The organism is Pseudoalteromonas sp. S1610 (assembly GCF_005887465.1).
In the GTDB taxonomy this organism is placed as follows: domain Bacteria; phylum Pseudomonadota; class Gammaproteobacteria; order Enterobacterales; family Alteromonadaceae; genus Pseudoalteromonas; species Pseudoalteromonas undina.
The window spans coordinates 175,549-188,107 of the sequence record NZ_PNDI01000010.1 but is presented as its reverse complement, the minus strand read 5'-3'; the positions used below and the strand labels follow the sequence as shown (position 1 = coordinate 188,107).

General features: G+C 40.2%; 8 protein-coding genes. All 8 read right to left on the bottom strand.

Annotation, left to right across the window (positions count from 1 at the left end; genetic code table 11):
• Positions 1 to 17 precede the first annotated feature (17 nt).
• On the bottom strand, positions 18 to 4,733 hold the full coding sequence (locus CWB77_RS05575) for an RHS repeat-associated core domain-containing protein (RefSeq protein WP_248527113.1): 4,716 nt from the start codon (positions 4,731 to 4,733) through the stop codon (positions 18 to 20).
• Complete coding sequence (locus tag CWB77_RS05570) at positions 4,733 to 5,578, bottom strand: hypothetical protein (protein ID WP_138621723.1); 846 nt, start codon at positions 5,576 to 5,578, stop codon at positions 4,733 to 4,735. The genes CWB77_RS05575 and CWB77_RS05570 overlap by 1 nt, the downstream gene beginning before the upstream one ends.
• Positions 5,575 to 6,600 (bottom strand): hypothetical protein, encoded by a 1,026-nt coding sequence (locus CWB77_RS05565; RefSeq protein ID WP_138621721.1) that lies wholly within the window; start codon positions 6,598 to 6,600, stop codon positions 5,575 to 5,577. The genes CWB77_RS05570 and CWB77_RS05565 overlap by 4 nt, the downstream gene beginning before the upstream one ends.
• Before the next feature lie 2 nt (positions 6,601 to 6,602).
• Positions 6,603 to 6,893: a PAAR domain-containing protein gene (locus CWB77_RS05560; RefSeq protein WP_010389361.1), complete on the bottom strand. Its 291-nt coding sequence runs from the start codon at positions 6,891 to 6,893 to the stop codon at positions 6,603 to 6,605.
• A gap of 38 nt (positions 6,894 to 6,931) precedes the next feature.
• The gene (locus CWB77_RS05555; RefSeq protein WP_054201386.1) at positions 6,932 to 7,291 is read right to left on the bottom strand and encodes a hypothetical protein; all 360 of its coding nucleotides are present in this window, start codon (positions 7,289 to 7,291) and stop codon (positions 6,932 to 6,934) included.
• Positions 7,291 to 9,144, bottom strand: coding sequence for a type VI secretion system tip protein TssI/VgrG (gene tssI, locus CWB77_RS05550; protein ID WP_054201387.1), 1,854 nt, complete (start codon positions 9,142 to 9,144; stop codon positions 7,291 to 7,293). The genes CWB77_RS05555 and tssI overlap by 1 nt, the downstream gene beginning before the upstream one ends.
• A gap of 74 nt (positions 9,145 to 9,218) precedes the next feature.
• Positions 9,219 to 9,698, bottom strand: a complete 480-nt coding sequence (locus CWB77_RS05545; RefSeq protein WP_010389365.1) for an Hcp family type VI secretion system effector — start codon at positions 9,696 to 9,698, stop codon at positions 9,219 to 9,221.
• Positions 9,699 to 9,918: 220 nt separating this feature from the next.
• Positions 9,919 to 12,537, bottom strand: coding sequence for a type VI secretion system ATPase TssH (tssH, locus tag CWB77_RS05540; protein ID WP_055011524.1), 2,619 nt, complete (start codon positions 12,535 to 12,537; stop codon positions 9,919 to 9,921).
• Positions 12,538 to 12,559 lie beyond the last annotated feature (22 nt).

Below are 12,559 nucleotides of genomic sequence, written 5' to 3'. Positions count from 1 at the left end.
ACCTATTATGTTATTTTTTATATATCAAATTCGGAAATTTCTACACTGCCGACGAGCGAGCCATTCTCTGTTTTAGTTATGGGTGTTTTAACGTGTAAATATTGAACCTTTTTATTCTTTGTGTCAGCATTGTAAATTGCTTCAGCAGCATCTAATTCAGACTCTTTCTCGCTATCTGCCATTTGTTCCGTAATGGCTTCTGCATATTCCGTTGTACCTTGCTGATAATATTCATCACCTATTTTCATTTTACCCAATGGGCTACTGCCCCCCTTGGCTTCAACAATAATTACATCACCATTAGCATTATGATAAACCATATCAAAGTTACCCTTTACCGATGTAGAACTATCTAAGCTAGTTGGGTGAATGCGAGTATAACCAGGGTACTGTATTTTAATCGCTGCATCAGCAGCCTTTTCACCAATTTTGGCTGATTCATTGTTAATCAGTGGTATTTGGTCGTTATAACGTTGTGTTTCTTCTGGTGAAGCTTTCGCCTTGTGCTTATCTCGCTCGAGCATTTCCGCATCACGAGTATTCACATTCTCTTTCAACGTTACAGGAAGAGAAGAAACAGTCCGTTTACTGCCTGCCTTTTTAGTTGCTTTATTGAGTTTTAACTCATTCTCAGTCAACGTTCCTGTTTCACGAGACCATTCTTCATTTACCACTTTGCCATCAATAACATGCCCACCAACAAACTGTTCAATGGTCATCGTAGTTTCAATCACTTTATCGCCTACTTCTCGTGTTAAAGTAATTTTACCGTTATCAACATCCATAGATTCGATACTATATTCATGCTCAAGTCTATTTTCACCATTAGGTCTTGTTACTTTAATATTACCAGTTCTGGCATCTGCTGGAGAACTGTCTTCAGCAATTTTTAATATTTTGGCTTTTGTTGCTGGGTCAACGATGTCGCCTATCATCTTAGAAAGCTTTTTCACCCCCTCTTTACACAATAACCCCATCGGATCGACCCAATTCACCGGGTTTGGTGCATATTGGTAGTGGTTTATGCCACCCACAAGGCCAATCGGGTCTTGGTTTATAAAGCGTTGTTGTTTGGGGCTGTAATAGCGGTAGCGGTTGTAGTGCAGGCCGCTTTCCTCGTCTAAATATTGCCCTTGAAAACGTATTGGCTGAGTGAAGATGTCTTTTTTATTTGACTCAGGCTCGGCTTCTGATTCTTCATAGCCATACACATCCGCTTGGTTTTTCCATACTACTTCTGCTTTGCTGTTGGTAACAAAACGTGGGGTATTCAGTTGGTCTAGGTGGTAGTAGTACACCTCACCTTGTTTAATTAGCGCTACTGGGTGAAATTGATTTGGCAGGTTGATGTACCAAGTATATTCACCGTGTTGGTATTCGCCGATTAACTGATCGTTATCCCAAATGTAGTCAATTTTACCGTGTTCGGTGTGCTTGGCAATACGACGCCCGAGTGGGTCGTAGTCGTATTGAGTAAGCGTGCCGTTATTATTAAAACAACTTAGCTGATTAAATGCGTTATATTCACGGCGGGTTTTTATGCCTTTACCGGTTTCGCGTATTTGGTTACCGAATTCATCATAATGAAAGTCGCTGTCGCCAAAGTGGGTTAAACGGTCTGCATCAGTGATGCCTGTAATAACCCCATCGTCTTCGCTTAGCTCACTAGCAACCGTTGCTGTACTTGAATCACTGTACTCACTATGAATTACATTACGTGTGCTTTCTGACTGATTACTTTCAACCTTATTGATGGCATCGCTATCATCATTGTGCTGAGTAGCTTGTTGTTCGGATAACTCGTTATTTTGAATTTTTGATTGGCTAACTGGGTTACCAAAACTGTCCCACTGGTATTGGGTAGTTTTTGTGCTCTCACCACTGGCTAGATTTTGTTGAATTAACTGGCCTAGGCTGTTGTACTCAAAATTAATGTTATGACTACTAACACCTTCCTCTTTACGCGCAATAAGTTGGTTTACGCTGTCGTAATTGTACGTACAGGTATCAAATAGTGCTTGCGCAGGATGGGTTAACTGCTGCTGTGTTAAGCGGTTAAATACATCAAATTGTTGGGTAAGGGTTACGTCATTACCAAACTTTTGCGTTTGAATATTACCTTGGCTGTCATAGCTAAGCGCTGCAAGTTCAACAGCCGTGCTATTGGCTTGCTGTAAGTGAATAGCACTTAGCTGGCCAAATTTATTGTAGCTATATTTAAGCGTACTTGAATCTGGCAGGGTAAGGGTTTGTCTTCTGCCGTAGTCGTCATAACTGTATTTTAAGGTATGCGCTTGTTGCTGATTATGTACTTGCTCAGCACGCAGTAACCGCCCGCCTTTATCAAACTGCTGCTTTAAAGTTGATTGTGCATTATGCGCACGGGTAATTTTACCTTGCAGGTTATAGCTGTAGTAATTGGCGTTATTAACGATGTGAGTATCGGTTGCCAAACTTACATGCTGCGAAATCACGCGGCCTAATTTATCACGCTCTATTTTTACATGACGTTTATCGCTTTGTGTAACCGAGGTTAACCGATTACAAGCATCGTATTTATACTGCTGCAGCGTACCGTCAAACCCAGTTACTTGCGTTGGGTTTTCGTTTGCGTCATAGCTTATGCGGTATATATGGCCGTCGCTGCGCTCAATGGCTGTTAAGTTACGCTCTTTATCGTAAGTTAAATGCAGTGCACTGCCGTCGGGCTGAATAACACAATGTGGCTGGCTTAGCCCTTCAAAGTGTTGCTCGGTAGTATCACCCTTACTGTTTTGCGAGCTAATTAACCGCCCTGCATCATCGTAACTAAAATGTTGATGCTGTTTGTTCTCAGGAGCTTTTTCGTCAAAAGCAATGGTTTGCGCAAGCTGGCCGTGCTCATTGTATTTATATTGAGTCAACAAACCTGCGTTATTAATGGTGGCATTTACACGGCCTAAACTGTCGTAGCTATAACGAATAAGCTCATCGTTATGGTGCTTGGCTAAAAGCTCGCCTTGCTCGTTCCATACAAATTTAGTGACTTGCCCATCTTTATTTATGTGTTGGGTTAATTGGCCAAATTTGTCATAGCTGTAAAGTACGGTACGACCGTCGCCAAAGGTTTCACTTTGCAGCAAACCCGCCACGCTATATTTACGGGTAATGGTTTGGCCATCAGGCAAGGTGGTTAATACACGCTGACCCAATTGGTTGTAAGCAAATTTTGTGACACTGCCATCTGGCTGCGTAATTGATTCTAACTGGCCGTAAGGGGTATAGCTGTATTTTATTTCACTGCTATCTGGCTTTATTTCAGTAACTTTTTGACCTTGTGCGTTATAGCCGTATTGCCAAACATTACCATTAGGGTCGGTGTGCTTAACTAACTTACCTTGCGCGTTATGTACAAAGTGTTCTTTATGCCCACGCGAGTCTATACAGGTTGTTTCACCAGCGTCTAAATTATATTCAAACTGATATGTATAGGTGTTGTTATCGCCCCACTGTTTTATACATTTAGCACTTGATGAATAACTGTCCCATTCAAAGTGATGGCTAAAACCACTGGCACGAGTACGCTTAGTTAATAAGTTAGCGGCGTTATAGCCATAATGCTCTGTTTCACCTTGCTGATTGGTCGCGCGAACGAGGTTTTTGTTTTCATCATAATCATATTGCGCAAGTAACGGCGTAAGTAATACTGGCTTGTTGTTATCACCTGTACGGTAAGCCGAAATGTTTGCCAGCAACCCTTGCGGGTTATATTTTAAAATACAGCCACGCGCTTTATTTACCTCAACGCGATGCAAGCGCTCTTTCGCATCGTAATAAAAACCAATACTTTGGCCTTTTTCGTTAATAACTTTTTCGAGCAACCATGAGTTCTCGCCGGCTTTAAACGTAAGGTGTTGATCATCTGGGGTTACCAATACTTGCTTACCATTAGTTTGGTAATGCAACGCCAAATTACTGCTTAACTGATAGCTCGATTGCCCCGGTTTTACTTTTTCAAAGCGGTGTTTAGCGCCATGCTCATCTTGGTATTCTAACCAGTAGGTGCCCTTTTGTTTTGGGCCCACTTTAGGTGGCGGTAAATAGTGCTCAGTTAACTGCACCATAAAGTCATGTCGCCAACCATTACCCATCACACTGCACACATCCGCATGCGATGAGCGGTATAGGCGTCGCCAAATTAATTGTTTGCTGCCTGCTAGGGTGAAATCAATAAGCGGCAAGATTTCTTCACCCGAAAGCATAGAAACTGGATCAGAGCGGCACTCTTGTTTGGTGATAGGTTCTTCACTTGGGGTATTATTACTTGCACCGCCACTGTTTTTAGCCGGCGCTTGAGAGGCACTTTTACCTGAGGCTGTTGAACTGCTCTTACTACTTGGCTTTTTACCTGCTGCGCCGCTATTGGTGTTATCGCTTACCTGAATGGCCGACTTAGCTTTTTGGTGATAACAACTAATAGTACCTGCAACCAAAGCTTGGGTTAATACACTTGCGGTTTCACGTGCTGACGCACCGCGCGAACAGCTTACTCCTGCAAGGTTAAGCAAGTTAATAACGTCTAAACGTTTAGCTGCGTCGCTTGAAAGTGCACTACCTACTTGCGCAATTTGATTTTTGGCACTTTCCGGCGTCTTAGCTGCTACAGCAACAAAGCCCGACGGCGCAGAACCTTTACCTGCGACGAGGCAAATTGGGTAACTTATTCCCTGTAAAACAACGGTATTACTTTGCATTAGCTGTGTACTTCCTCACTTATCCATAAGTATGATGCTGCACCTTGATGCTTAGCTTGCTCCTGTGAAAGCATTAATGCATGACTAAAATGCTCAACAATTGCAGGGCTTGTGGTTAATTGGTACAAATTAACCAACCCTTCTAGTGCGCCTATTTTCCCTAATTTATAATTGGGTAGTTCGTAATAAGTGTGCTCATCAATTAAGCTAGTAAGTAGCTGTAAATTGTTTAGCCAACTATCATCATCTACCCCATTTCCTGGTGCAAAAATTAGATCAATCTTATTCTCTGTTTTTTCAGCTAATCGCGTAAGCATACCTGCTAGCTGATTATGTTTGCTAAAATCAATTGATGCTGCAATTTCATGGCTTACCTGCGACCACCCACAAGGCACCATTTCAACTAGGGCCAACGCGCCACCTACACCTTGATAAACAAACTGCTGCTGTTTATTTGCTTTAAAAGTTGCATCTAAAGCAATTACATTAAATTTTTGCCATTTTTTTTCACCGGCCAAAGCTATAGCAGAGTGTGCACCTGTTGATCCATGAAAAATCAGCTCGTTGCTATGAGCGGGGTATAACTGTTGTAAGCTCTGAGTTAATAACTGTTTTAGCTCATCTTTAAATGATAACGCTGGAAGTAACCAAATCATCGGCAATGTGCTGTCTGTGACTTCTGCCATTAATTCTTTAGATTTAATTATGCAATCGTAAACACAGGCATCCCAAGACTGCCATTGCAGTTCATTAAAAACAGCACTGTTATCGTCAAATAATAATGCATCTACACTGCAAATATTTGGGGCAGAAAAGCATACCATCTCTATTGAAAATGCACTCATGATGCCACCTCGTCCTGAGCTTTATTGGCAGCGAGGTGTTGATAATAGCGATATAAGTTAAACACCCCTTGGCTATAGCTATCCATGGCTGATAAATAAATGGCATTAGGCACTTCATCAAGAGGGTGTCCTGAAATCAATCGTAAACTCGACATGGCGGTTTCATATTTAGGCCAGTTATGTTTTAACTGCTGCTGAAAATTTATTAACGCGCTTTCATCGCCTTGCCAAGCAAGTCGTTGAATATCGTATTCCACTAGCTGATCGAGTTTATCACCTAACATGCGCCTTATTAGCGCAATAATTAACGCGGGTTGCTCTACCTGTGATAGCAAAGAATTAGCTAAAACAATCAGTTTTACAAAACCGCTTTGTAATAAAATATGCAATGTTTGATCAACCGATAAGGTATTACTGGCATGATTACTTAAGCTGTTTACTTGCTCAAAATTTAACGACAACAAAAATAACGACATTAAGGGAGATAGATGGGCTTGCTCACTTAATGCATCAAAAATAGCCGTTAATATCTGTGGCCCGTGGTGCTGCGCAAGGCTGGTAATTTGATTTATAGTGACCAGTGTTTGCGGCGGAATTTCATCATCAGCACTGTAAGCAAAAAACAAGGTGTTTAAATTTAATAGCCGAATTAAGTTAAAGCTATGCTGTTGAATAACCACTTTATTTATAATGATTTTAAAAAAAGCACTCAGCGCTGGCTGATTAAGCAGTTCATTTATAAATATAATATTTTTATTTTGTGGCAAGTTAGCCATAACTTCAATACATGCTTGGGCAACTAATTCATCGTTTTTAGTGTTAGTTATTATTTCGACTAGTTGCTCAGTGGTGGGCAATTCAAAATTATTTTTTTGATTATTGTTTTTTGCGTTTACCCAGCAGCTTTCTAATAGGGTTTTTCTTAAATAACGAACATGACCTACACACGTAAACGGGCACAATTGAGCGTTACTAATTTGTAGTAATTGTGCTTGATGATCACTTAAATAGGTCGCTAGCAAAGTTAGCCACCAATTAAAACAGTTGGGTTGCCCACAACGATTTTTCCGCCGTGGCCACTATCATCGCCCATTCTGGCGGCGGGTTTGCCATTAATTTTAACGCTCCCCGAGCCTGTTTTTACGCTATCTGGCGGGCCAATACACACTATCATGTCGCCTTTGCGCGCCGCGGGCATGCCACCTATTAACACATTGCCAGAGCCGGCTACTATAGGTCCACCCACATGTGGCACTTTAGCGGTCACTTTAGGGCATACATGCATATGACCAATTGTAGCAGCGGGTTTACCCATTTTGACTCCTTGTCGTATCTTTGCTTGTTTATGAAATACTATTCATACAGTGGAATAACTAGTAGCTTGTTAGTCGTCACTAATAGCGAAATTTCTTCAATTAGCTCATCTTTACTGTGATCAGCAAGTGCCACTGTGCTTTGAGTTGCATATTGATATAAATTTGAAATTACATTTTCACTATTAAGTGAATCACTTAAATGAATAAAAAACTGCTGTGCATAATAGCCATTCATAGCTTTTAAATGACTTAAAGCAGGGCTTAATAATGGATCATCTGGCCTATTTATTGGTAAACACACTAAATGCGGTAAACCATAGCGGCAGTAAACAACGTGCCCGTTATTTGCAATGCCGTTTCTGAATCCTGATTGAAAGTTATTGACTATTTCCATCATTAATTTAACTTAATTACACCAGCAGATAAGGTAATGGCACTGCCATCTACTTTTACATTACTGCCTTTAATATCAATGTTTGTACCTTCAATAGTGATATTGCCACTACTGCTCATTTTAATTTGCGCAGAGCCTGTTTTTATCACTATTTCGTCACCCGCTTCAATATTAAGTGTTTTACCTACTTTTAAGGTATCGTTTTCACCCATTTCCGCAATACGGTTTTTTGTAACGTTAAGATTATCGTTATTAAGAATTTCAACATTACGATCGTTATCTATTTTTTCGTTTTGATCGTTTTTAACGTAAAGCTGTTTATCTTTTTCGGCTTGCATATACACAAGCTCGCTGCCTTTTTTATCCTCAAAGCGCAGCTCATTGAAATTATCTGCTCCACCTTCTTTAGTTGAGCGAGTTTTAATACCACTTTGCGTTTTTTCGCCGGGTAATGCGTACGGAGGCATTAAGTCTGCGTTATAAACAGCACCGCTTATAATAGGTTGATCTGGGTCGCCATTAATAAAATCAACCAAAACTTCTTGTCCTACGCGAGGGAAGAAAAATGCGCCCCACTTTTTGCCGGCCCAGTTTTGTGCAACTCGGATCCAACATGAACTTTTAGAATCTTTTTTACCTTCACGATCCCAATCAAATTGCACCTTTACGCGGCCATATTGGTCAATCATAATTTCATCGGCGCTATCACCCGTTACTATGGCTGTTTGTACGCCATTGATAACCGGTTTCTTTTTGCTCACTTGCGCTCTGTATGGAATGTCTTTTGGCACACATTCAAAGTGGTTAGAATACACTTCATCACTTGATGATTGTAAAGCGCCTGATTGGTTTGGTACTACAATCGATGTCATCATCGAAGTAATAGCAAAGGTTTTACCTTCAAGGCGTGGGTCTTCATGTTTTTTGAAACTAAACAGTTTACCAACAGAAAATGAGCGGCAGTCACTACGCCCGCTTGAGAGCTTCATATCTCTTTGTAGCGACTCTAATTGTACAGATGCCAAATTAGCCGCGCGAGGATGACACTCTGCTTCTGCTGTATATTCAAAAATTTCTGATACCGATTGCGTAGGTAACTCGGCATTTGCTTGCTCTGCATCAGGGTAACGCGATGGCTGTTTAAAATCGTAGCCTAAACGCTTAAAGCTGCCTGGCGCTAAGCTTAATCCGCCTTGCCAACGCGAAACATGAGATTCGCTTAAATGGCCAGTTGAATGAACAACTTTTGCCTCACCACACGTTTCATAGGCAGTGATATCATCTGCCAAAACTAATGTATGGTTGCTTTTTGTATGCTCAAAGAAGTAAAAAATACCTTCGCTTTGTAATAAGCGTTGGATAAAGTCAAAATCTGACTCTTGATATTGCACACAGTATTCGTATTTGGGGTAGGTTTTACTGGTTTTGTCTGAAAAAGCCACATTGTGTTGGCCAAACAAATCAGCAAATATATCTTTTATTGTTTTCTTTTGGAAAATGCGGCTGTTCTTGCGATTACGCATAGAAGCGGCAAAAGGCACAATGGTAGCTTGATAATCAATGTAATTTTTTTGTTCATCAACGTCCGCAGTACGACTGCCGTTAGAAACAAGCTGACTCACAATACCGTGATAATAACGCTCTCCCCCACCTTCGGCATTTTTTACCTTTATCGATACCGGCTTGCCAACCAGATCTTCATGTGCAATTTGTTGGCCTATGGTGTACATATTGACCGACATAACAAATAAATCTGACATGGCTTCTTGTGCAACGAAGCGCGTTAAATAAAGGGCGTCTTTACCAACAGGGGTACTAATTTGAATTACGTTTTTATCTTGTGTTGCTTTTTGCATTCCTTGCTTTTCCCATCCTGAAGATCAAAAAAAGCTCTGAGCATAAGCCCAGAGCTACAATCGGGTAACAAATATTACATTTGTTGACCTTTAACACCGCTGTAACCATATACTAGTGGTGCAGTGATGTTGTTTTGATCGTCAGTAGGTGTAACAGTCATCATCATTTCAGTGTAGCTGATAGTGATTGTTTCAATTGGACGGTCGTTTTGAACAGATACTGAGTAGCTAGAGATCATGGCATCTGTAAGTTCGATTTTCATGATTTCTTCAACTTTATCACCTTGTTTAGTGATATGGAAAACAGCAGGTAGACCTTTACCAATAGTTGCTTCTTTGAAAAGATCCGGAGATGCTTTATCTTGAAGCTTAGTAATAGTCACGTCGCCTAGACGAGTAGAGCTAGATTCACGATCCATCGCTGTACCAGTCGCTGAGCTAATTTCACGGCTAACGTTCCAATCTAAAGATAAAACTGTAATTAAATCTTTGAAAGACTCGGCAGTAGTTTCGCCTTTGATTGAACCGTATTTTAAATATGTATTTGCTTGCATTTGATAATGCTCCTTTTTATTAAACAATATTATCCATTATGTGGATTCGTTTACTTTGGTTACCCAAAATTCCTTGAAATCATTATCTCTAAAACAGCAATGAAAAGGTCTTCAGAATTCCTTTCCCTAGATGAAGACAATGTCTCAAAAATTCCATGTTTCTATATAAGACACACGAATTATAATGCTCTAAAACTAAAGAAACAACCATAAAAACAGGTTATTTTAAATTAACTTTAGTTAGCTCAATATCAAACTCATTATCCTTAATTAACAATGAGATAGATGTCACTTTTTCACCATCAACCATGCTCGAAAGCAAAATTTCAGACAATAGTGGTAGTACTTTATTCTGTAATATGGTGTGAATATTTCTTGCACCCGAACCGGCATTTTGACAATTAGCAATAATGTGCTCAATCACGTCATCGTTATACGTTAATTGCGCATCATAATGCTTTTTAACACGCTTAATAATTTTGCTAATTTGCAGCGCTGCAATTTGGGTCAGAATTTCATCACTTAACGGAATATAAGGAATAACATTAATGCGCCCTAAAAATGCGGGTTTAAATGCGCCTAATAAATCATCTTGTAATGCTTTTAATAAACCTTTAATACTCGGCTTACTTTCTTCATCTTCAAATAAACTCATTGTGGTATCAGTACCCACATTTGAGGTCATAATAATGATGGTATTTTTAAAGTCGATATCGCGACCTTCGCCGTCCTTAATCGTACCTTTATCGAATACTTGATAGAAAATATCTTGCACGCCTGGATGGGCTTTTTCCATTTCATCAAGTAGCACCACACTGTATGGTTTTCTTCTTACTGCTTCGGTTAAAATACCGCCTTCGCCATAACCAACATAACCCGGAGGAGAGCCAAGAAGTAATGACACTTTATGCTCTTCTTTAAACTCAGACATATTAATAACTGTTACGTTATCTTCACTGCCATATACTTCTTGAGCTAGTGAAAGCGCTGTCTCTGTTTTACCAACACCGCTTGGGCCTGCCAGCATAAATATACCATTAGGGCGACTTTCGTCTGCTAGCTGAGCACGGGAGGTTTGCACCACTTTAGCCATAAGTTCAAGCGCATGATCTTGGCCAACTACACGTTGTTTCATTTGCTCAGCTAAATTTAAAATGCCATGAATTTCATCTTCATGCATTTTACCAACAGGAATACCAGTCCAATCAGAAATAACCTGTGCAATCAACTCTTCATCAACTTGCCAATGCACCATATTATGTTCGTACGAGGCTAGCTTAAGCTTGCTTTCTTTTAACTGCTCAAGTACTTCAGCAGAAGAGTCTGCATCGTTGGTATTAATCGATTCTAGCGCTTGGTTTAACTCGGCAACTATATCCTTCTCAACATTGAACTGCTCATTTAATGGTTCCAGTTGCTGTTCAATCTCAACTAGTTCAGATTTAAGTGCTGATAATTGTTCGCTGTGATCTAAACCGGTTTTTTGCTCACGATTTAACATTAAAACTTGCGCTTCAATTTCACTAAGCCTGTTAATTAACTGCTCAATCGCATTAGGTGTCGATGCTTGACTCATAGCAACACGAGCACATGCCGTATCTAACAATGCAACGGCTTTATCGGGTAGTTGTCTGGCAGTAATGTATCTGTGCGATAGATGCACTGCACTTTCAAGTGCTTGCTCTGAAATAAACACTTTATGATGTTTTTCCATCACAGGAACTAAACCACGTAGCATAGCAACCGCTTTTTCTGGTGTTGGCTCTTCAACTTTAACCACTTGGAAGCGACGTGTTAGTGCTGCATCTTTTTCAAAAAACTTTTTATATTCAGCCCACGTTGTTGCTGCAATAGTGCGTAACTCCCCTCTTGCTAGAGCAGGCTTAAGTAAGTTAGCAGCATCATTTTGACCTGCTTGTCCGCCACTACCAATCATAGTGTGAGCTTCATCTATGAAAAGAATCACAGGATCAACAGCGTTTTTCACTTCATTAATTAGCGACTTTAAACGATTTTCAAATTCACCTTTCATGCCCGCACCCGCTTGCAGCAAAGCCAAATCTAGGCTGTGCAACTTAACGTTTTGTAATACTGCAGGTACATCTTTTTGAGCGATTCTTAGGGCAAGTCCTTCAACCACAGCGGTTTTACCTACACCCGCTTCACCCGTTAATATTGGATTGTTTTGACGACGTCTAGTTAAAATATCTACCATCTGACGTATTTCGAAATCACGACCTAAAATTGGGTCTATTTTTCCTGCTTTTGCTTGAGCGGTTAAATCGACGGTAAATTGATCTAAGCTTGGTGTTTTAGATGAACCATTTGCAGGTGTTGTAGCACTTGCAGTGGTAGTATTACGCTCTTGCGATTGGGCAACAATTTCAGGCCATGCATGTAGTAGTTGTCCAGGTTCTATATTATTGAAAAGCTTGCTACAACGCGTTACTAAACTAGACAAGGTATCGTCTTTTGTAAGCGTATAAATAACGTAAGCACTGCGAATTTGCTCATCAGTAAATTCTATACTGGTGCTTAACCATGATTGTCTAAGTAAAGTAGTAACATGTACCGACAGACTAGGCGACGAATCACTGCCCGTTTTAAATGACTCTAATGATTGATTTAAATCTTGCTTTACCTGATCAATATCAATATCGAAAGCACCGAATATGAGTCTAACATCGTCTAGTTGCTGCTCAATCATAGCTAACAGCCAATGCTCTAATTCAACCGTAAAATGGCTGCGGCTATTACAAATTGCGACCGCTGCTTCTAAGCTCTTTCTACAATCTGGGCTTAGTTTCTCAACTAATTTGTTTAATGTCATCGTTGACATACACTGTTCCTTTTAATTTTAA

Coding starts and splice junctions, on each gene's coding strand:
- CWB77_RS05575 (WP_248527113.1), bottom strand. CDS start 4,733: ATGCAAAGTAATACCGTTGTTTTACAGGGAATAAGTTACCCAATTTGC.
- CWB77_RS05570 (WP_138621723.1), bottom strand. CDS start 5,578: ATGAGTGCATTTTCAATAGAGATGGTATGCTTTTCTGCCCCAAATATT.
- CWB77_RS05560 (WP_010389361.1), bottom strand. CDS start 6,893: ATGGGTAAACCCGCTGCTACAATTGGTCATATGCATGTATGCCCTAAA.
- CWB77_RS05555 (WP_054201386.1), bottom strand. CDS start 7,291: ATGATGGAAATAGTCAATAACTTTCAATCAGGATTCAGAAACGGCATT.
- tssI (WP_054201387.1), bottom strand. CDS start 9,144: ATGCAAAAAGCAACACAAGATAAAAACGTAATTCAAATTAGTACCCCT.
- CWB77_RS05545 (WP_010389365.1), bottom strand. CDS start 9,698: ATGCAAGCAAATACATATTTAAAATACGGTTCAATCAAAGGCGAAACT.
- tssH (WP_055011524.1), bottom strand. CDS start 12,537: ATGTCAACGATGACATTAAACAAATTAGTTGAGAAACTAAGCCCAGAT.